This window comes from Hamadaea tsunoensis DSM 44101 (assembly GCF_000428945.1).
Lineage (GTDB): Bacteria > Actinomycetota > Actinomycetes > Mycobacteriales > Micromonosporaceae > Hamadaea > Hamadaea tsunoensis.
In genome coordinates this window covers 300,303-320,861 of record NZ_AUAX01000008.1, presented here as the reverse complement: position 1 = coordinate 320,861, position 20,559 = coordinate 300,303, and the positions used below count along the sequence as shown (strand labels likewise).

18 protein-coding genes are annotated in these 20,559 nt (G+C 71.1%); 11 read left to right on the top strand and 7 right to left on the bottom strand.

Annotated features, from left to right (window positions below; translation table 11 throughout):
- The first annotated feature begins 614 nt into the window (after positions 1 to 614).
- Positions 615 to 1,559, top strand: a complete 945-nt coding sequence (locus G401_RS0117610; protein WP_027343547.1) for a hypothetical protein — start codon at positions 615 to 617, stop codon at positions 1,557 to 1,559.
- A 4-nt stretch (positions 1,560 to 1,563) separates the two neighbouring features.
- Here the strand turns inward: G401_RS0117610 and G401_RS46425 are convergent, their stop codons facing one another.
- Genes G401_RS46425 through G401_RS46410 form a run of 4 tightly spaced genes read right to left on the bottom strand, consistent with a single transcriptional unit; the run spans position 1,564 to position 4,783 of the window.
- Positions 1,564 to 2,661, bottom strand: coding sequence for a CaiB/BaiF CoA transferase family protein (locus tag G401_RS46425; RefSeq protein ID WP_051366774.1), 1,098 nt, complete (start codon positions 2,659 to 2,661; stop codon positions 1,564 to 1,566).
- A 43-nt stretch (positions 2,662 to 2,704) separates the two neighbouring features.
- Positions 2,705 to 3,553, bottom strand: coding sequence for a hypothetical protein (locus tag G401_RS0117600; protein ID WP_034591939.1), 849 nt, complete (start codon positions 3,551 to 3,553; stop codon positions 2,705 to 2,707).
- On the bottom strand, positions 3,541 to 4,152 hold the full coding sequence (locus G401_RS52860; RefSeq protein WP_169734203.1) for a PASTA domain-containing protein: 612 nt from the start codon (positions 4,150 to 4,152) through the stop codon (positions 3,541 to 3,543). The genes G401_RS0117600 and G401_RS52860 overlap by 13 nt, the downstream gene beginning before the upstream one ends.
- A gap of 37 nt (positions 4,153 to 4,189) precedes the next feature.
- Positions 4,190 to 4,783 carry a pyridoxamine 5'-phosphate oxidase family protein gene (locus G401_RS46410; protein WP_034591938.1) on the bottom strand — a complete coding sequence of 198 codons (594 nt, stop codon included), beginning with the start codon at positions 4,781 to 4,783 and terminating at the stop codon, positions 4,190 to 4,192.
- Positions 4,784 to 4,935: 152 nt separating this feature from the next.
- Between G401_RS46410 and G401_RS0117585 the strand changes: the two genes are divergently transcribed.
- Positions 4,936 to 5,136, top strand: a complete 201-nt coding sequence (locus G401_RS0117585; protein WP_027343545.1) for an antitoxin — start codon at positions 4,936 to 4,938, stop codon at positions 5,134 to 5,136.
- A 70-nt stretch (positions 5,137 to 5,206) separates the two neighbouring features.
- Here the strand turns inward: G401_RS0117585 and G401_RS0117580 are convergent, their stop codons facing one another.
- The gene (locus tag G401_RS0117580) at positions 5,207 to 6,010 is read right to left on the bottom strand and encodes an SDR family NAD(P)-dependent oxidoreductase (protein ID WP_051366772.1); all 804 of its coding nucleotides are present in this window, start codon (positions 6,008 to 6,010) and stop codon (positions 5,207 to 5,209) included.
- Between the two features lie 73 nt (positions 6,011 to 6,083).
- On the opposite strand from G401_RS0117580, the gene G401_RS0117575 reads away from it, so the two are divergent.
- Both G401_RS0117575 and G401_RS0117570 read left to right on the top strand, forming a co-directional pair.
- Positions 6,084 to 7,796 carry a RecQ family ATP-dependent DNA helicase gene (locus G401_RS0117575; RefSeq protein ID WP_051366771.1) on the top strand — a complete coding sequence of 571 codons (1,713 nt, stop codon included), beginning with the start codon at positions 6,084 to 6,086 and terminating at the stop codon, positions 7,794 to 7,796.
- A gap of 55 nt (positions 7,797 to 7,851) precedes the next feature.
- Positions 7,852 to 8,343, top strand: a complete 492-nt coding sequence (locus G401_RS0117570; protein ID WP_027343542.1) for a hypothetical protein — start codon at positions 7,852 to 7,854, stop codon at positions 8,341 to 8,343.
- Here the strand turns inward: G401_RS0117570 and G401_RS0117565 are convergent.
- Positions 8,333 to 9,070 (bottom strand): NAD-dependent epimerase/dehydratase family protein, encoded by a 738-nt coding sequence (locus G401_RS0117565; protein ID WP_027343541.1) that lies wholly within the window; start codon positions 9,068 to 9,070, stop codon positions 8,333 to 8,335. The two genes, G401_RS0117570 and G401_RS0117565, sit on opposite strands and share 11 nt — an antisense overlap.
- Before the next feature lie 77 nt (positions 9,071 to 9,147).
- Between G401_RS0117565 and G401_RS0117560 the strand changes: the two genes are divergently transcribed.
- Both G401_RS0117560 and ligD read left to right on the top strand, forming a co-directional pair.
- Complete coding sequence (locus tag G401_RS0117560) at positions 9,148 to 10,908, top strand: hypothetical protein (protein WP_027343540.1); 1,761 nt, start codon at positions 9,148 to 9,150, stop codon at positions 10,906 to 10,908.
- 91 nt (positions 10,909 to 10,999) lie between these two features.
- Complete coding sequence (gene ligD / locus G401_RS0117555) at positions 11,000 to 11,965, top strand: non-homologous end-joining DNA ligase (protein ID WP_245601747.1); 966 nt, start codon at positions 11,000 to 11,002, stop codon at positions 11,963 to 11,965.
- Here ligD and G401_RS0117550 read toward each other — a convergent pair.
- The gene (locus G401_RS0117550; RefSeq protein WP_027343538.1) at positions 11,953 to 12,360 is read right to left on the bottom strand and encodes a VOC family protein; all 408 of its coding nucleotides are present in this window, start codon (positions 12,358 to 12,360) and stop codon (positions 11,953 to 11,955) included. The two genes, ligD and G401_RS0117550, sit on opposite strands and share 13 nt — an antisense overlap.
- A 131-nt stretch (positions 12,361 to 12,491) precedes the next feature.
- On the opposite strand from G401_RS0117550, the gene G401_RS0117545 reads away from it, so the two are divergent.
- The 5 genes from G401_RS0117545 to G401_RS0117525 all read left to right on the top strand — a co-directional run bounded on the left by G401_RS0117545 (position 12,492) and on the right by G401_RS0117525 (position 20,467).
- Positions 12,492 to 13,013 carry a GrpB family protein gene (locus tag G401_RS0117545; RefSeq protein ID WP_027343537.1) on the top strand — a complete coding sequence of 174 codons (522 nt, stop codon included), beginning with the start codon at positions 12,492 to 12,494 and terminating at the stop codon, positions 13,011 to 13,013.
- A gap of 72 nt (positions 13,014 to 13,085) precedes the next feature.
- Entirely contained in the window at positions 13,086 to 15,839 is a 2,754-nt protein-coding gene (locus G401_RS52855; protein WP_051366770.1) for an NACHT domain-containing protein, read from the top strand.
- Between the two features lie 91 nt (positions 15,840 to 15,930).
- Entirely contained in the window at positions 15,931 to 16,686 is a 756-nt protein-coding gene (locus G401_RS46400) for a TetR/AcrR family transcriptional regulator (RefSeq protein WP_245601746.1), read from the top strand.
- Complete coding sequence (locus G401_RS0117530) at positions 16,686 to 18,422, top strand: ABC transporter ATP-binding protein (RefSeq protein ID WP_027343536.1); 1,737 nt, start codon at positions 16,686 to 16,688, stop codon at positions 18,420 to 18,422. The genes G401_RS46400 and G401_RS0117530 overlap by 1 nt, the downstream gene beginning before the upstream one ends.
- A 137-nt stretch (positions 18,423 to 18,559) precedes the next feature.
- Entirely contained in the window at positions 18,560 to 20,467 is a 1,908-nt protein-coding gene (locus tag G401_RS0117525) for an ABC transporter ATP-binding protein (protein WP_027343535.1), read from the top strand.
- The last annotated feature ends 92 nt before the right edge of the window (positions 20,468 to 20,559 follow it).

The following is a 20,559-nucleotide window of genomic DNA, read 5'->3' as shown; positions in this document are numbered from 1 at the left end:
GTCCGGATTACCCGAATAGCCCGGACATTCGTGCAAGATCGCCGCGAAGCCTGGGAAATCGGACCGCTTTGGATCTTGGATAAGGGTGCGACTTCTGCATCTCGGCCGCTGTGGATCCTGACTGAGCCGCCCCAGCGCCAGCTGTCGTCCGTGATGCGGGAACGATCTTCCGCACGGTGGGCTGCGGCTGCCGATTTCCTGATCATTTACGGCCGAGGTGTGAATCCGGCTCGATCTGCATGATCGATTACGCGTCAGGTGCAGCCATGGCCGGTCAACGCGCCCCAGAACCGTAATTGATCATGCGGTCGGCGGGCATCTTCACACCTCGGCCGTAAATGATCACTGTGCCCGCCGCCGCCGAGTACACAACTCGGACAGTCGCGACAAGGGCGAACTGGACCGCCGCTCCACCCCTGAGCGTTGCGACGATCTTGCACGAATGTTCGGGCATTTGTAGGTGTTCCGGACGAAATTCGAGACATTCGCGCAAGATCGTTGGAAGGCCGCCGCGCGAGTCGGACAGTCTCGACAAGGGCCGAGGAAAGAAGTGCGAACGGCGACGGGAGTCGGGGCGGGGACGGGGCGGGGAGGGGGGACGGGAGAATGGCGGCGTGACGGATGGCGTGGAGTTGGGGCGGATCACCTGCCCCTCCGGTGAACTGGTGCTGATCGACGGCGGATATCTGCGGCTGTGGTCCGGTGATCGCGCTCCCGAGGCGGAGCGGCCGGCCGACTTCCCGGCCGCGGTCGACCTGGAGATCGTCGGGCCGGACGCCGTGATGGCGGCGCGGACCTTCGGGCGGCAGACCGGCACGATGCTGTTCGACATCCCCGTCGACCGGGTCGCTGAGATCACTGGGTCGTTCGCGGAGCACTGCGCCGCCCGCGGTCGCGATGCGAGCCTGCGGTTGCTGGACCGGCAGGTCCCGCACCGGGAACGCGTACGCGCGGCCCTCGCCCGGGGTGATCGGCGGCTGTCGGTCAACGGGGTGCCGGTCGTGGTGATGAACGGCCTCGTCACCGATCGGCCTTCGCCGGTCGTCGGGATACCCGGCGACGACGGGGGCTGGCTGCGTATCCGGGTCGAGGTGCGGCCGGGGCGGGCGGCGTACTGGAAGGACGCGGGATTCCTCGGCGTCGATCACGCCCGGTTCGCCGTCGCCGACGCGGACGCGCTGAACTCGTGGGTGCACTCGCGGTCGCTGGACGGCCTGGCCGACGTCGTGTTCTGGGGACCGGGCGCCGAGGAGGTGGGCGGGGAGCCGGTGGACGAGGACAGTTTCGGCCGGCTCGACCTGCCCGTCGAGGAGGCGGCCGCACTGGCCCGTGACCTGGACGGCCGCGGGATCGAGGCCGACTTCCGGCCGCATTCGCATCACTGGCGGGTGATGGAGGACGTACGCGATTCCGCCGACGAGGCCGCCACGATCGAGGTCGGCGGCGCGTCGGTGCTGTTCGCGATGACCTCGGCGGACGACGGCTTCTTCCCCGTGCACGCCGAGTACGCCGAGAACGGCGACCTGCTCGCCATACAGATCACGATCTCGGAGGAGTGACCCCTCACGATTTCGGAGGAGTGATCCCGAGCCAGTCGTGCAGGATCTCGGCCCGGTGCTCGTCGGGCTCGGCGGGCGGCCGGGACAGCGCGGCGGGCGTGCCCGAGAACCGGGGCGCCGGCGCCGGCTGCAGGACGCCGTCGTGCTCGACGTACGTGCCGCGGGAGGCGAGGTGCTCGTCACGCGCGGCGGACCGCATCGGCAGCACGGGTTCGACGCAGGCGTCCGACCCGGCGAACACCTCGGCCCATTCCGCCTGCGTACGCGTGCCGAAAGCAGTCGACAGCGCGGACCGCAGCACCGGCCACCCGGCAGGGTCGAGATAGGACGGTTCGGCGGGCAGTCCGAGCCGGGTCATGAACTCGGCGAAGAACTGGGGTTCGAGCGGGCCGACCGCCATGTGCCGGCCGTCGGCGGTCGCGTACACGTCGTAGAAGGGCGCGCCGGAGTCGAGCAGGTTCATCCCGCGGCGGTCCCGCCAGGCGCCGCCGGCCATGAAGCCCCAGAGCATGGTCGACAGGTGGGCCGCGCCGTCCACGATCGCGGCGTCCACGACCTGGCCGCCACCGCCCCAGAGCGCGGCCAGGACCCCGGCGGCCAGGTACATAGCGCCGCCCGCGAAGTCGCCGAGCAGGTTGACCGGGATCTGCGGCGGCCCGTCGGCGCGCCCGATCCCGTGCAGCACACCGGAAACGGCCAGGTACGTGATGTCGTGGCCGGCGGTCTGCGCGCGGGGGCCGTCCTGGCCCCAGCCGGTCATCCGGCCGTAGACCAGTCGCGGTTGGCGGGCTAGGCACGCGTCCGGCCCGATGCCCAGCCGCTCGGCGACACCCGGGCGGTAGCCTTCGAGCAGCACGTCGGCGCGGGCCGCCAGGTCGAGGGCCACGGCGAGGTCGGCCGGCTCCTTGAGGTCCAGCGCGATGCTGCGCTTGCCCCGGTTGAGCAGGTCGAGCCGGGGCGGGACGGGGCTGATGCCGGGGCTGCGGCGGCGGTCGACGCGCACGACGTCGGCGCCGAGGTCGGCCAGGAACATGCCGCAGAACGGGGCGGGTCCGATCCCGGCCAGCTCGACGACCTTCAGCCCGGAAAGCGGTCCAGTCACGCCCGCATGCTACTGGCCGGTAAGCGATCGGGCCAGGACCGGATCACGCGGCGCCGGCCCGGCGGCGCGTCCGCCACAGCCCGTAGAGGGCAAGCCCCGCGGTGACCAGCAGCGGGCCGCCGTCACGGACGACCGCGTCGAGGCCCAGCAGGAACGCGCACAGGCTCAGCTGGACGACCAGCGCGAACGCCGTCAGCGCGACGAGCATGAGCCGCGGCCAGCGGCTGCCCCGGACGAGGAAGAACGTCGTGAGCCCCATGAAGTACGCGGTCACGAAGCCGGCGAGGAACCAGCCGACGATGATCGGCAGGGCAGCGGGCTTCCCGTGGAACAGCACGCCGACCGCGACCGCCGCCGCGACCAGCATCAGCGGCCCGTACGCGAGTCCGGCGACGCGTACGGTGAGCAGCCAGCCGGGGATCGGGGGCCGTTTCGGGGCGACCTCGCGCAGCTGGATGCCGTCCCGGTCGAACGTCAGCCGCCGCGGGTGCCGTTTCAGGTACGCCTCGACCGCCGGGGACTTGTAGAGCATCAGCATGACGGCGGTGCACAGCCCGAGCAGCAGGACGAATCCGAGCACGCCGACGACGCCGGGCAGGCCGTGTTTCGGCACGACGAGCCGGGCGACGGCGAACAGCGTCGTCACGCTGAGGATCAGCCCGAACGGTCGCGCGCTCGCCCGGCCGATCCGCACGTGCCTGATCAGCAGCAGGAAACCGAGGGCCCGCAGGACCGCCCAGCCCGTACGCACGGACATGCCGTAGTCGGCGCCGTCGGCGTACCACCAGATCAGGACCTCGACCACGACGGTGGCGGCGGCCGTGACGGCGAGCAGCCAGGACAGCGCCCGGACGGCGGGCGGCGCGGGCGGTTCGGGATTCAGCTGTGACACCCCGACTCGCCGGTGGGCTCGCCGTACTTCACGACGGTGAGGGTGATCTTCGTGGTGGGGAAGGCGGTCGAGCCGGCCGCGGCCGACTGTCCTATCACGACCCAGTCGCGGTCGAGGATCTGGTGCCGGTCGCCGAGCGCGTCCTTGGACGACAGCAGGTAGAACCCGGCCGACTGCAGGGTGTCCTGCGCGGCCTGCAGGTCCATGCAGACGACGTTCGGCACGACGCCCTTCGCGACGGTGGACGGGCCGACGCCGTCGGTCGGCTTCGCGACGTCCAGCGTGACCGGGTCGCCAACGGCGATCTTCGTGCCCTCGGCGGGCGTCTGGTGCCGCACGAACCAATTGTTGGGGTCGATCACGATCCGGCCCTGGCCGGTCGCGTCGGTCGTCTTGACGGTCTTGATGCCGGCCCCTTGCAGCACGGCTTCGGCTTCGTTGAGCCGCTTGCCGGTCACGTCCGGCACGCTGAGGGCGGCGATCCTCGACGCCGACCCCGACGCTGCGGGCGTCGGGGTCGCCAGGGTCACCGGACCGCAGCCCGCGAGCAGGGCGGTCGCCGTCACGGCGAGGCCGAGGCGGACCAGGATGGCGCGCATGCTCCCGAGCGTACCCATGCCGGGCCAGGGCGGCCCGTCAGCGCCCGTCGCGCTCGGCGGCCACCCCGAAGAAGTCGCCGCCCTTGCTGCGCGGATCGTCGCTGCCCCAGTCGCGCCGGCCCTCGGATCGCTTCTGCAGCCGCGGGATGTGCTTGCGGCAGTGGATGTACGCCTCCTCGACGCGTACGACCACCCAGCGCTCGGCGCGCCGGCCCGGTACCGGATCGACCGGTACGCCCGGCAGCTCGTCGAGGATGTCGGCCCGCCCGTTGACGTGCAGCCCGACCGTGTTCTGGAAGAAGTCGACGAAGAACAGCCCGACGTGCGGATTCTCGGTCAGGTTGCCGAGGCTCGCGAGGACGCCGTTGCCGCGGTACTCCGGCCAGGCCAGCCGGTGATCGTCCAGTACGTGCACGAATCCCGGCGGTCCGGCCCGGAACGTGCAGTCGCACTCGCCGAGGCTGTCGGCGGTCGCCACGAACAACATCTCCTGGTACGCGATGAACTCCCGCATCCTGCGGTTGAGATGGTCGAGGACCTGTCCGTCGTAGAACCGGCGCGCCCGCGTGGTGCTGCCGGTGGCCTCCTGCAGCAGTCGTTCCCCCGTCGATCCCCAGAATCTCGTCCGCATGGTCGCCTCCCGTGGGCAGGCTCCCATGCCCGAGTCGCGCGAATGCGCACACGGCGTGCGATTTTCCGTTCCGCCACGCCGTATCCGTTGCTCTCACTAGGATTCTCTGTAGACCGAGGCCCGAACGCGGTCCCGGAACACGGGGGTAGGAAATGGGCATCACGGACAAGATCAGTGATATGACCGACAAGGTCACGGACAAGCTCGGCGGCTCCGACAAGGCCAAGGAAAAGGTCGATCAGGGCACCGACATGGTCAAGGACAAGACCGGCGGCAAGTTCGATGACCAGGTCGACAAGGGCGGAGACATGGCCAAGGACATGGTCGACAAGTCCGATAAGCCCGATATGTAGACCTGCCAGGGGGCGGATCGCTGCGCGGGCGGCGATCCGCCCCCTTTCGTGTGCGCGGGGCCGGCCGGGCTCAGCGGTGGCGGGCGTCGAGGCGCAGCGACTGCCAGGATCCGTCGGCCATCCAACCGCCGTCCACCGACAGGGTGATGCCGTTGACGAAGGCGGCCTTGGCGGGATCCGCGAGGTAGGCGACGGCCTGCGCGATGTCGTCCGGCGTGGCGAAACGCCCGAGCGGCACGTGGTCGATGATGTCGCCGTCGACGTAGGCGCCCTCACCCTGCGACGCGTCGTCCATCGGCGTCTTCACCCAGCCGGGGCAGACGGCGTTGACGCGTACGCCGCGGCCGCCCCATTCCACGGCGAGCGTCCTGGTCAGCCCGATGAGCCCGTGCTTGCTGACGTTGTACGCCGACCGGTCGGCCACACCGGACAGCCCCGCGACCGAGGCGATGTTGACGATCGCACCGGAGTTGGTGGCCAGCATCTGCCGGCCGAACGCCTGGCACATCAGGAACGGCCCGGTCAGGTTCACCTCCATGACCTGCCGCCACATGTCGGCCGGCGTCTCGTCGGCCGGGCTGATCAGGGCGATCCCGGCGTTGTTGACCAGCACGTCGATCCGGCCGTACGCCTCGTTCACGGCCCCCGCGAAGGCCAGCACGTCGGACTGGTTCGCGACGTCCCCGCGTACGCGTACCGCGTCCGGGAACGCGGTGATCTCCTGGCGGTCGAACAGGGCCAGCCGGTAGCCCTCGGCGGCGAGCACCTCGGCGATGCGCTCACCGATGCCCTGCGCGGCACCGGTGATGGCGGCTACCGGCGCGCTGTCCGGGGAGGCGGCCGGGGACGGATCTGAGTCGGCGGTCGAAGTCATGCGCGAACGGTAGCCGACCGCCGGGGTGTCGCGACGGTTTGAGTGTCAGGGGTGACGGGTAGCCTCGGCGGCGATGCGATCACTCTTCAGCTTCCTGCGCTCCTTCCGCGGTACGCGACGGCTGCGTGCCGCGGCGCGTACCGACTTCGGCTGGCCGCGGCTGCGTCCGGAGCAGCTCACGGCGATGAAGGCCCTGCTCGGCCGGCAAGACGCCCTGGTCGTGCTGCCCACCGGCGGCGGCAAGTCGGCCGTCTACCAGGTCCCGGGCTCGCTTCTCGACGGTCCCACGATCGTGATCTCCCCGCTGCTCGCCCTGCAGCAGGATCAGATCGGCAACCTCAACGACCGGGGCGTGCCGCGGCTGCGGGCGGTCCGGATCAGCTCCGCCGAGACCCCCAAGCAGCAGGCGGCGGCCCTGGCCGACCTGCGCGAGGGCCGGGCGAGGTTCCTGTTCACCACGCCGGAGTCGCTGGCCAACCCCGAGCGGCTGGCCGAGATCAAGGCACTGCGGCCGGCCCTGGTCGCGGTGGACGAGGCGCACTGCATCTCGGGCTGGGGCTACGACTTCCGGCCGGACTACCTCGACCTGGGCGATCTGATCCGGGAGCTCGGCCGGCCGCCCGTCGTCGCGCTGACCGCCACCGCCAGCCCGCCCGTCCGCGACGACATCGTCGCCCGGCTGGGCCTGCGCAAGCCGCGTACGGTGGTGTCCGGGCTGGACCGGGCGAATCTGCTGCTGCACGTCGGCTACTGCTCGGACGAGAACGCCCGGTACCGGCGGCTGCTGGAGTTCCTGCGCGAGGAGGAGGGCCGCTCCGGCATCGTCTACGTGCCGACCCGCCGCGCGGCCGAGGAACTGGCCGGCCGGCTGAAGGACGCCGGGTTCAAGGCCGACTTCTACCACGGCGGCATGGCTTCCGGCCCCCGCGAGCAGCGGCACGAGGAGTTCCTCGCCGGCCGCATCCCGGTCATGGTCGCGACCTCCGCCTTCGGCATGGGCATCGACAAACCGGACATCCGCTGGGTGGCCCACGTGGCGCTGCCCGACTCGCCCGACTCCTACCTGCAGGAGATCGGCCGCGCCGGCCGGGACGGCGAACCCGCGCGTACGCTGCTGCTCTGGCGGGCCGAGGACGAGGCGCTGCAACGGTTCTTCGCCGGCGGCGCGCCCGACGAGCGGGAGCTGCGCGACCTGGTGGCGCTGCTGCGGGCGATCGAGGCCGAGGACACGAAGGTCGCCAAGCGGGCCCGCGCGGCCGGCGTGACCAAGTCGGAGCTGCGCGAGCGCAGCGGCCTGAGTCAGCGCAAGCTGAGCCAGCTGCTCAGCCTGCTCGAAGAGGTCGGTGCCGTGCGCACGCTGCCCAGCAACCGCCTCGGTACGCCGAAACACGCGCCCGATCCCGTCCCCGCGGCCCAGGCGGCGGTGGCCGAGGTGGCCCGCCGCCAGGCGGTCGAGGCGACCCGCCGGGAGATGATGCGCGGCTTCGCGCAGACCCGGGCCTGCCGCAGCCAGGCGCTGCTGGCGTACTTCGGCGAGCACATGGGCACGGCCTGCGGCCACTGCGACAACTGCCGCCGGGCGCCGGTCGCGGCCCAGCCCGCCGAGCCGGCCTCCGACGCGACGCCGTTCCCCGTGCACAGCACCGTCCAGCATGGAGAGTGGGGCAGCGGCATGGTCCTCGGCTACGAGGGGGAGAAGATGACCGTGCTGTTCGACGAGGTCGGGTACAAGACCCTGTCGGTGCCGGTCGTCCGCGCGCAGAAGCTGCTCACCGTCGTGCGGTGATCACCGGGGTCCGTTAGATTACGCACGTAGTGCCAAGTCAGAGGGGGAACACACCGTGACGGAACAGCCGGTCTTCGCCGAACTGGGCTTCTCGGACGCCGAATGGGGTCTGCTCGTCGGACTCCCGCAGTCGGTCCTGCTCGCGGCCAGCGCCGTCGAGCCGGACGGCACCCGGCGGACGGCGGCCGAGAACGAGGCGGGCATGGAGGCGATCACGGACGGCGTCGAGTCGCCGAGCAAGCTCGTGTCCTCCGTCGCCGCCGAGATCGTCGGCCGGCTGCACGAGGCCGAGCTGCCCGTGTTCACCCCGGCCGATCCGCAGAGCCTGGTCACGGACGTTCTCGACCGCTCCCGGGCCGCGCTCGACCTGCTGGCCGGCAAGGCCGAGGCGGCCGACGCGAACGCGTACCGGCACTGGTTGGTGACCATCGCCGAGACCGTCGTCGAGGCGGCCTCCTCCGGCGGCGTGCTCGGCCTCGGCGGCACGGTCGTCAGCGAGGCCGAGAGCGCGTTCGTCGCCGACCTGTCCCACCTGCTCAAGGACTAGGGACCGGGCCGAGCGGGGTCCAGCCGAGCAGCCGGGCCGCCTTCTCGACGCTCCACAGGCGCGCCTTCCGGTCACCGGACAGCGTGAACACGTCGCATCCGTCGCGGTGGTCGAGGGCGGCCAGCACCGCCCTCGCCAGGTCGCTCGCCGCGGTCGCCTCGATCACCTCACCGGCGGGCGAGACCAGTGCCTCCGGCTCGCCGTGCCGGGTCCACTCCGGCCAGTCCTCGTCCGAGGTCGGCCAGACCAGGCGCAGGATCGTGACCGTGACGCCCCATTCGGCGTACGCGGCCCGGCACACCTGCTCGCCGAGCCGCTTCGTCAGCCCGTAGAGGTCGGTGGCGTCCGGGACGTCGTCCTCGGCGCACGGCCGGTGCATCAGGTCGTCGAAGACCGACAGGCTGCTGAAATGCACCGCGTGCGGCACTCCCGCCGCGTGCGCGGCCAGCAGCGTCAGGTGCACCGACTTCACGTTCACGTCGTACGCCTGCGCGACGGCCGCCGGCGTGCTCCAGTCGATGTCGCCCATGGCGCCGTGCAGCACGACGTCGATGCCGTCCATCGCCGCCAGCAGGGCTTCGTAGTCGGTGGCGTCGCCGCGGAGGAACTCCGCCTCCGCGAGGTCCGGATCGGTCCGGTCGAACACGCGGATCTCGTGCTTCCGGGCGAGCAGCGGGACGAGGAAGCGGCCGACGTAGCCGGCGCCGCCGATGTAGAGCACCTTCATGGGGTCGATGGTCGCACCGCCGAGCTTGAACCGCTCGGCCGATGGATCATCGGCGGCGGTGTCCGCACGATGCGGGGATGGCCTCGATCCTGACGACCGCCGACGCGTGGGCACTGCGGGACGCCGCGCCGAGCCGGTGGCGGGCACACGTGCTGCGCTGGGCGATCTTCTTCGTCGGCTGCGCGGCGACCGTGATCACCGTCAACGCGCAGCCGGACGTCCCGTGTACCGAGGCGCGGCCGTGCGGCCCCGAACCGGTCAACGTGATCGCCCTCGGACTGTTCGTCGGTTCGTGGCTGATCCTCGGCTGGTCGACGCCCCGCCTGGCCGCGCTCGCGGCCGCGGTCGTCGCCGTCGCCGGTCCGCTGTGGGACCAGTTCCACCCGGCCGATGCCTCCCTGGTCGCCGAGCTGTCCCTGATCGCGTACGCGCTGGTGACGATCCTGCTCGCGTGGCTGCGTACGCGCAGGTCCCCGTCGCCGGCCGAGCGGGAGTTCGCCGACCGGACACCGCGCGGGAACCTGACGGCCGTCCGGCTCACGCCGCGGCGGGGCCGGATCCGGATCGGTCTCGGCCTGGCCCTGCTGCTCGTCGGCGCGGCGGTGAGCACGGCCGGCGTGCTGCGGCAGTCCACGATGGACGCCCGGCAGGCCGCCGCCCGGACCGAGTCGGCGGCGATCACAGCCGTGGACGCGACCGGCTACACCGTGACGGTGGCCGACCCGACGCGGGTCATCGACGTCGTGTCGCCCGCGAGCTATCGCGTCGGCGGCGAGATCCGGCTGCGGGTCGACGACGGCGGGCTCGCCCAGCCGCTCGCCGAACCCTACGACGCCACGCCCTGGCAGCTGCTCGCGGTGCTGCTCGCCCTCGGCGCGCTCGCCCTGATCACCACCGGGTACGCCGTCCGCAGCCGCCGGATGCTGAGCGGCGCGTACCCGATGACCGAGGCGTACTACCAGGACGGCAACCTGTACGCCGGCGACGCCCTCGCCGGGGCCGAACCGCTCGCCCGCCTGGACCTCGGCGAGGAGGCGCTGGTCCGCGACGGGCAGCCGCACCGGGAGGACATGGGCGGCCTGGCGACGCCGTCCCGGTGGCAGGATCAGCGGATCACGCTGTACGGCGTACCCGCTCCCGGCGCGACGGTGATCGTCGGTATCGCCGGCGGCCCGGTCGTCGCCACGGCCCGCGTACGGCCGCCGTCGGGGCTCGGCAGGTTCCGCCCCGTGGCGGGTGGCGACCACGGCACCGGGCCGGCTCCGGACCAGCCTCGGGGGGCGCTACCCGGACAGGTCGCCGCGCTCGTACCGGCCGCGGAGTTGACCGCCGCTCCCGAGCAGGTCTTCCGCTACCGCAAGCCCGCCCTCATCGGGTACGCGTTGAGCGCCTGCCTCCCGCTCGCTCTCGTCGAACTCGTCCGGCGGCTGCCGACGACCCCGGCCTTCGTCCTCTCCGTGCTCCTGACCCTGGCGTCGTTCGCGGCGGGCTACCGCATCTGGCTGCGACCGGCCGCGGCCTGGAACGGCGGCGGGATCGCGGCCCGCGGCGTGCTCGGCTCGGTGCGTTCGTCGTGGGCGGACGTGACCTCGGTCAGCACACAGGACGACTCGGTGGTGGTCGTGGCCGGACCGGCGGCCGTACTGCTGCCCGCCCAGGCCCGGCGCGGTGGCCGCACGGCCGCCTCGCTGACCGCCGGCCTGCTGCACGCCCGTTCGCGGTACGCCGATCGGGTCGACCCGCCGCCCGCCCCGCCGATGCGGCTGCCGGTGTTCTTCCTCCTGCTCTTCCCGGTGCCGGTGGCGATCCTGATGGCGATGCAGGCCGTCTCGCACTGAGCCGCTGATCCGTCCACCACGGAGATGCGGATTTCGCGGCCGCTGAGCGGTTCGGGCCCGCGTACGGCCGATCATGAGGCATGCTCGACGGGTGGGGGAGCGCGCGGCGACCTGGCCGCCGGCTGTCGCGCCGATGCTGGCGACGGCCGGTTCCGTGCCGTCCGGGCCCGGCTGGGTCTACGAGTTCAAATGGGACGGCATCCGCGGCATCGTGACGACCAGCGACCGGGGCGGGCTGCGGATCACCAGCCGCAACGATCTCGACATCACGTCGAGCTTCCCGGATCTCGGCCCGCTGAGCGGCTACCGGTCGCTGACCCTCGACGGGGAGATCGTCGCGCTGGATCCGCGTACCGGGGCGCCGTCGTTCGCGCTGCTCCAGCGGCGGATGCACATCCGCAATCCGCCCGCCGCCCTGGTCGCCGCGGTCCCGGTCCGGTTCTTCGCGTTCGACCTGCTGCACCGCAAGTCGACCAGCCTGCTCGATCGGCCCTGGTCGGTACGCCGGAAGCTGCTCGACGACTCCGGTGTGGACGATCTGTCCCCGGCCTTCGACGGCGACGGGCAAGACGTGCTCGAAGCGGCGCGTACGCAGGGTCTCGAAGGCGTGGTCGCCAAACGGGTCGACGGCTTGTACGAACCCGGCCGGCGGTCGCGTACCTGGATCAAGACGCCGCTGTTCACCACGACCGAGGCCATCGTCTGCGGCTACACGCTCGGGGAGGGGCGCCGCGCGGGCACGATCGGGGCGCTGCTGCTCGGCGCCTACGACGAGGACGACCAGCTGATCTTCTTAGGGCACGTCGGGACGGGCTTCACCGACAAGGTGCTCGACGACCTGTACGCGCGCCTGACCACACTGGAGACCTCCGCTTCGCCCTATGCCGGCCCGGTTCCCCGCGAGTACGCCCGCAAGGCCCACTGGACGCGGCCCGAGCTGGTCGGCGAGGTGGTCTACCGCAACGTGACGCCGGACAACCGGCTGCGCCATCCGAGCTGGCGGGGCCTGCGCCCGGAGCGCGGCCCCGCCGAGGTGCGCTGGGATCAGCGCGGCTGACCGATGTTGACCATCCAGTTCACGCCGTACTTGTCGGTGAGGGCGCCGAACTCGTCGCCCCACATCTGCTTCTCCAGCGGCATCGTGATCTTGCCGCCCTCGGCGAGCCCTTCGAAGTAGCCGCGCAGGGTCGGCTCGTCGCCGCTGAGGCTGATGGTGATGTTGGTGCCGGGCTGGTAGTCCATGCCGGGGGCCAGGTCGGAGGCCATGATGGTGTAGCCGGCCGGCGTCTCCAGCTGGGCGTGCATGACCTTGTCGGCGATGGACGCATCGGTCTGCCCGTACTCGCCGAACGTGTTCACGTTGAGTTCGCCGCCGAGGATGCTCTGGTAGAACTCCATGGCTTCCCGGGCGGTGCCGGGGTAGTTGACGTACGGGTTGAGGCGCGAGGCCATGTTGGATTCCCCCTGCTCAAGGTGAGTGATTCTCGGATCGCCGATCGAATTCGGCCGACCTTCCGCAGCCTAAGGCCGGGGTCTGACGGTTGCGGGCCGAATCACCCATCGGGAGCGAATATCGTGGGCGGGTGCGCCGCGACCCCATCGTCATCGTCCCCTACGACCCCGCCTGGCCGGAGCTGTTCGCCCGCGAGGCCGCCCGCGTCACGGGCGCGCTGCGACCGTGGCTGGTCGGCGACGTCGAGCACATCGGCAGCACCGCGGTGCCGGGCCTGCCCGCCAAGCCGATCGTCGACATGCTCGCCCGCGTACGCGCCTTCGAACCGGCCGCCGAGGCGCGGGCGGCGCTGGCCGGGATCGGCTGGGTGGCCGCCCCCGAACCCGGCGACGCCGACCGGCGCAAATACTCGTACTGCTTCCCGTCGGTGGAGCACCGTACGCATCACCTGCACGTCGTCGAGCGCTTCTCGCCCGACTGGCCGACCTGGATCATCTTCCGGGACCGGTTGCGCCAGGACCCCGAGGCCACGGCCGCGTACGCGCGGATCAAGCAGGAGCTCGCGGCGGCCGACGCGGAGGACCGGCCGCGCTACCGGGCCGGGAAGGCCCCGTTCATCCGAAGTGTCATTGATCAGTCCACAAAAGACTGAACGGCCTTCCCCGGCAGGTTCGCACGGCCCTAAGCTGCGGGTCCGTACGAGCAGCACACCGGGGGACCATCGATGCGCCGATTCGCCGCCGCCACGATCCTCGCCGCCGCCGCGGCCCTGCCCGTCGTCGGTCTGGCCACCGTGCTGCGCGGGCACGTCGGCACGGCGGCCGCGGTAGCCGGAACGGTCGCCTGGGAGTTCGGCGTACTCGTGCTGGGTTTTCTGGCGAAGGTGGGCGGCGAGCTGCGCGACCGCTGGGCGGCCCGGCTGGCCGAGGTGGCCGACGCGGCGCTGCGGCGCACGCTGTCGGGGTACGGCCGGCACTACCGGTACTTCCTCTCCCGGGTGCACCACGACGTGGACCTGCGGGGACTGTCCACCTGGGGCATGCACACGCTGGCCATGAGCGAGGTCTTCGTCGACCTCAGCCTGATGCGGCAGGTGCCGCACAGCGTGCCGGGCGGCCCGGTGGACGCGGCGGCGGCCGACAACGGCCGCCGGCAGACGATCTGGCAGCTGCTCGACGCGCACGCCGAGGAGACCATCGCGATCCTCGGGCCGCCCGGCAGCGGGAAGACCACCCTGCTGCGGCACGTGACGCTCGCGCTGTGCGGCCGCGCCCCGCTCCCGCGGCAGTGGCGGCGGCACACCCCCGTGCTCCTCGCCCTGCGCGAGCACGTCACGGCGATCGTCGCCGACCCCGGCGTCACGCTCGCCGCGGTCGTCCGCTCGTCGCTGTCCGGCCTGCGGCGCGCCGAGCCCGCCGGGTACTGGGAGCGCCGCCTGCGCGGCCGCTGCGTCATCATGCTCGACGGCCTCGACGAGGTCGCCCGCCGCGAGGACCGCGCCGTGATCATGAAATGGGTCCGCGACCAGATCGACCGCCACCCCGGCAACCGCTTCCTGCTGACCTCGCGCCCGTTCGGCTTCCTCGACCCGCCGCTGCTGCGGGCCACGGTCGTCGGCGTCCGCGGCTTCACCGACGCGCAGATCGACCGGTTCGTCCGCGGCTGGTACCTCGCCGTCGAACGGCGCGACGCCGACCGCTCCGACATCGGCGTACGCGAGAAGGCGCGCGACGGTGCCGAGAAGCTCCTCGGCAGCCTCTACACCACCCCGGTGCTGCTCGCGTTCGCCACGAATCCGCTGCTGCTGACGATGATCGCCTCGGTGCACCAGTTCCGCAGCGCCCTGCCCCGCAACCGGGCCGAGCTGTACCACGAGATCTTCCTCGTCTTCCTGGCCCGCCGCATCGAGATGAAGGGCCTGCCCAGTTCGCTGACGGTCGAGCAGAAACTGCTGGTGCTGCGGCATCTCGCGTACGCGATGATGGAGGCCCGGATCCGCGTGATCCCGCGCGAGGACGCGTGGGCGGTGGTGGCGCCGCTGCTGCGGCGGGTCGGCCACGAGGGCGGCGGACTCGCGTTCCTCACCGAGATCGGCCAGACCTCGGGCCTGGTGCTCGAACGCGACCAGGACCTGTACGCCTTCGCCCATCTGACGTTCCAGGAGTACCTGGCGGCCGTCCACGTCAGAGAGACGGGGACGGGGGAGTTCCTGCTCGCCAGGGTGCACGACGTGTGGTGGCGGGAAGTCGTCCTGCTGTACGCCGCCTCGGCCGACGCGACCGAGTTCGTCCGTGCGGTCCTGGCCGGCGCGGAGTCGGCCGAGCAACGGTCGGACCGGCATCTGCTCGCCGCCGACCTCGTCGAACAGGCCCGCGAGGTGGACGCCGGCGTACGCGCGGAAGCGGTCGCGATCCTGGCCGGCTATCCGGTCGTGCGGCTGGAGCGCAAACTGCGTACCGTCGTGCGGGCGCCGAGCGGCGGCTTCCTCTGCCCGGAGCCGTTGACGGTGGGGGACCTCGCCGCGATCGCCGATCTGGACGCGTTCGGGTATCGCTGGCCGGACGCGCGGCTGCCTGATCCGCCGCCGCGAGCGGACGAACCGTCGACGGGCATCTCGCCGGCGCGTACCCGCAGCGTCCTCGACCTTCTCCGCCGGCACGGCATCGACGTCTCGCTGCCGTCCGCCGGAGACCTCCAGGTGCTCGCCGCGAGCCGGCCCCAGACCGTGGACCAGGTCTGGATCCAGGCGGACGCCGGCATCGAACTGCGCCCGTGGCCGGGTACGCCGGCCTCGGTGTCGCCCGACTACGCGCACTACCTCGAACGCCAGATCCGCGAACGGCACGCCCGTGACCTCGCCCTGATCCGGTCCCTGCCGATCGAGTACACCGTCCGGTGCGACTCGCGGGGCGACGAGTGGAGCGCCGCGATCAGGTCCGGCCAGCTGGGTCCGGCGCGGGTCTGGCTGGAGAACCTCGTCGGCGAGGACTTCCGGAACCGGAGCGCCCGGGACGCGGCCTGCCTCGCGGCGCATGTGCTGTACAACGCGCTCGCTGCCGGGGGGCCGGTGCCGCCGGGCGAGACACCGCAGCCCGGAACTCCTCCGGAGCCGCCGGACGCGGGGGGACCGCTGCACCCGGACCTCATGGAAGCCGTGGTCGATCTGCTCGCTCGCGGCGTGCTGTGGCGCGACCAGGCCCCGCTGGCCGGGAACCAGTACTTCGACGCGTTCGACGAGTGGATGGGCCACCGGCTGGTGGCCGAACTGGTCGGCGACGCGGCACGGGCGCTGCACCGCGTACTGCTCGCGAGGGCGCTGGACGATCTCAACGGCCCGCGGATGTGGGGGCGGGTCTCGAAGCGGTATCTCCCGTCGATGCCGGCCTGCCTGGCTCTGCTGGCCCACTCGCACCTCGGCGAACTGCGCCGCGAAGGACGCCTGCCCCAGACGCAGGGGATGATCCTCAAGCGGGGCTGAGTGCCGACAAAAGGGGCAGAACGACACGCCGGTCATGCTGTGAGCGAAACCCCGTTGAATGAGCGAGCACTCACTCAGTAGACTCGCCCCCGTGCAGACGATCTCCACACCTGACGGAACTCCCGCCCGGCGGCGACGCGTACCGGCCATGGCGCCGGAGGATCGTCGGGCCGCCCTGATCGAGGCGACGATCCCGTTGCTGCGCGAGCATGGCCTGCTCGTGACCACGCGGCAGATCGCCGAGGCGGCGGGAGTGGCCGAGGGAACCATCTTCGGCGTCTTCCCGGACAAGCCCACGCTCGTCCGGGAGGCGATCTTCGCAGCCCTCGACCCGACGCCCTCGCTCCGGAGCATCCGGGCCGTCGACCCGGAGGCGAGCCTGCGGACGCGGCTGACCGACGTCACGCGGATCATGCAGCGCCGGATCGAGGAGAACGGGCAGCTGCTGCACCTGATCCGGGGCAACTCCAAGTCGCACGTCGACGAGGACGCGGGCGCGATCCGCGAGCGGTTCATGAACGCCCACGTGCAGAACGTCGAGGCGATCGTCGACGTCATCGGGTCCGACCGCGACCAGTTGCGGCTGAGCCCCGAACGCGCCGCCCAGTACCTGCTCAACCTCATCTTCGGCGTGTCCCGGCGCGGGTTCGGCCCGCACGCGGGGGGCGACGAGCCGGCCATGTCCCCCGAGCTGATCGTGACGCTGCTCCTCGACGGCCTCCTCCTGCCGGTCGAGCGCGAGGACACCGGCACCTTCGACTCGATCATGAACAACGTGTTGAACGAGCACCTGCGCGAGCAGGCGTTCGGCATCGCCATCCGTCCGAAACCGGGAGAACCCGACTGATGCTGATCAGACTCCTGCGTGCGCACCTGCGGCCCTATCGCGGGGACATCACCCTCGTGGTGCTGCTGCAGTTCGTGCAGACGCTCGCCACCCTCTACCTGCCGACCCTCAACGCCGACATCATCGACAAGGGCGTGGTGACCGGCGACACCGGCTACATCCTGCGGATCGGCGGCTACATGCTGGCGATCACGCTCCTCCAGATCACCTGCTCGATCGGGGCGGTGTACTTCGGCGCGCGTACGGCCATGGCGGTCGGCCGTGACCTGCGCGGTTCCATCTTCCACCGGGTGCAGACGTTCTCCGCCCGCGAGGTCGGCCAGTTCGGCGCGCCGTCGCTGATCACGCGGACGACCAACGACGTGCAGCAGGTCCAGATGCTGGTCCTGCTGACCTTCACCCTCATGGTGTCGGCGCCGATCATGATGGTCGGCGGCGTGATCCTGGCCCTCAACCAGGATGTGACGCTCTCCGGCCTGCTGCTGGTCATCGTGCCGGTCCTGGTCGCCTTCGTGACGCTGCTGATCATGCAGATGCGCCCGCTCTTCAAGACCATGCAGGTACGCATCGACCGCGTGAACCGGGTCATGCGCGAGCAGATCACAGGCATCCGCGTGATCCGGGCGTTCGTCCGCGACGACCACGAGCGCGGCCGGTACGGCGAGGCGAACACCTCGCTGACCGACGTGTCGCTGCGGGTCGGCAAGCTGATGGCGCTGTCCTTCCCGACGGTGATGCTGGTGGTCAACATCTCCAGCGTCGCGGTGCTGTGGTTCGGCGGCCACCGGATCGCCGGCGGGCACATGGAGATCGGCGCGCTGACGGCGTTCCTCAGCTACCTGATGCAGATCCTCATGTCGGTCATGATGGCGACCTTCATGTTCATGATGATCCCGCGGGCCGAGGTCTGTGCCGAGCGCATCGAGGAGGTGCTCAACACCTCGTCGAGCGTCGTGCCGCCGAGCAAGCCGGTCACCGAGCTGCCCGTGCACGGCGAGCTGCGGCTCAACGGCGTCGAGTTCCGCTACCCGGGTGCCGAGCAGCCGGTCATCAAGAACGTCGACCTCGTCGCCCAGCGCGGTGAGACGACGGCGGTCATCGGCAGTACCGGCAGCGGCAAGACCACGCTGCTCAACCTGGTGCCGCGATTGTTCGACGTGACCGGCGGCGAGGTGCTCGTCGACGGCGTCGACGTCCGCGACCTCGACCCCGCCCTGCTGTCGAAGACCGTCGGGTTCGTGCCGCAGAAGCCGTACCTGTTCTCCGGGACGGTCGCGTCGAACCTGCGCTACGGCAATCCCGACGCGACCGACGACGAGCTGTGGCGGGCACTGGAAGTGGCGCAGGCCAAGGACTTCGTCGCGGCGCTGCCCGAAGGGCTCGACTACCCGATCGCCCAGGGCGGCACGAACGTCTCCGGTGGACAGCGCCAGCGCCTGGCGATCGCGCGTACCCTCGTGCTCCGGCCGGAGATCTACCTGTTCGACGACTCGTTCTCGGCCCTGGACTACTCGACCGACGCCGCCCTGCGCGGGGCGCTGTCCACCGAGATCTCCGACGCGACCGTCGTCATCGTGGCCCAGCGGGTCAGCACCATCCGCGACGCGGACCGGATCATCGTCCTCGACGAGGGCGAGGTCGTCGGCGTCGGTACGCATGCCGAGCTGATGTCGGACAACGAGACCTACCGGGAGATCGTGCTCTCCCAGCTGACGGAGCAGGAGGCGAACGCGTGAGCTCCCCCAACGGGCAGAGCCCCAGTCCGAACGGCCACGGCCCCAACGCGAAAGCTCCGGTGGAGCGGCCTGAAGGGGAGGCGCCCGCCGCCGCCCCGGTACGCCGTCCGCAGCCCCCCGCCTTCGGCCCCGGCCGGATGATGATGGGCGCCGGTCCGGCCGAGAAGCCGATGAACTTCGCCGGCTCCATGAAGCGGCTGCTCGGCATGCTGAAGCCGGAGCGGGCGGTCATCGCGGCCGTGCTGGCCTTCGGCATCGCCAGCGTGTCGATGTCGGTGCTCGGCCCGAAGATCCTCGGCAAGGCGACCGACGTCATCTTCGGCGGGATCATCGGCGCGAAGATCCCGGCCGGCGTCACCAAGGCCCAGGCGATCGACCAGCTGCGCGCGACCGGCCAGGACAAGCTCGCCGACATGCTGGCCAACACCCCCGACGTCGTAGCCGGCCAGGGCATCGACTTCCACCGGCTGGGCACGGTGCTGCTGTGGGTGCTGGGCATCTACGTGTGCTCGTGGCTGTTCGGCGTGATCCAGGGCCGGCTCACCACCTCGGTCGTGCAGCGCACGATCTACCGGCTGCGCGAGCAGGTCGAGGTGAAGCTGGGCCGGCTGCCGCTGAGCTACTTCGACCAGCAGCCGCGCGGCGAGGTGCTCAGCCGGGCGACCAACGACACCGACAACATCGCCCAGACGCTCCAGCAGACGCTGGCCATGCTCATCACGTCGCTGCTGATGATCGTCGGCGTCCTCGTGATGATGTTCGTGATCTCGCCGCTGCTGGCGGTGATCGCGCTGGTCACGGTGCCCGTCTCGGTCTGGCTGACGGCGAAGATCGGCAAGCGCGCGCAGCCGCAGTTCATCAAGCAGTGGGCGACCACGGGCAAGCTGAACGGGCACATCGAGGAGATGTTCACCGGGCACTCGCTGGTCAAGGTGTTCGGCCGGCAGAACGAGGCGGAGGAGACCTTCGCCGGGCACAACAAGTCGCTGTTCAACTCGTCCTTCCGGGCGCAGTTCATCTCCGGGCTGATCCAGCCGGCGATGTTCTTTATCGGCAACGTGAACTACGTGCTGGTGGCGGTCGTCGGCGGCCTGCGGGTCGCCTCGGGTTCGCTGTCGCTGGGCGACGTGCAGGCGTTCATCCAGTACTCGCGCCAGTTCACCCAGCCGCTGACCCAGGTCGCGAGCATGGCGAACCTGCTGCAGTCCGGTGTGGCCTCGGCCGAGCGGGTCTTCCAGCTGCTCGACGCCGACGAGCAGACCCCGGACCCGGTCGAGCCGGCCCGTCCCGCGCAGGTACGCGGCCGGGTCGCCTTCGAGAACGTGTCGTTCCGGTACGTCGAGGACCGGCCGCTGATCGAGAACCTGTCGCTGACCGTCGAGCCGGGACACACCGTCGCGATCGTCGGCCCGACCGGTGCGGGCAAGACGACGCTGGTCAACCTGCTGATGCGGTTCTACGACGTGACGGCCGGGCGGATCACCCTCGACGGCGTCGACATCGCCGAGATGTCCCGCGAGGAACTGCGCGAGAACATCGGCATGGTGCTGCAGGACACCTGGCTGTTCGGCGGCACGATCGAGGAGAACATCGCGTACGGGGCCGACGAGCCGACGCACGAGAAGATCGTCGGGGCCGCCGAGGCCGCGCACGCCGACCGGTTCATCCGTACGCTGGCCGACGGCTACGGCACGGTCATCGACGAGGAGGGCTCGAACGTCAGCGTCGGCGAGAAGCAGCTGATGACGATCGCCCGGGCGTTCCTGGCCGAGCCGTCGATCCTCATCCTCGACGAGGCGACCAGTTCGGTCGACACGCGTACCGAGGTGCTGATCCAGCGGGGCATGAACACGCTGCGGGCCGGGCGGACCAGCTTCGTCATCGCCCACCGGCTGTCGACCATCCGCGACGCCGACACCATCCTGGTGATGGAGAACGGTGCCATCGTCGAGCAGGGTACGCACGACGAGCTGATCGCGGCCGGCGGCGCGTACGCGCGGCTCTACTCAGCCCAGTTCGCCCAGGCGCTGGCCGAAGTCGACTGAGCGGACCGGCCGGCCGTCCACCATGGAGCAATTCGCCTGGCAGGACGGCCGGCCGGCGACACTGACGACCAGGGCGAGATAGCTGACGGGGT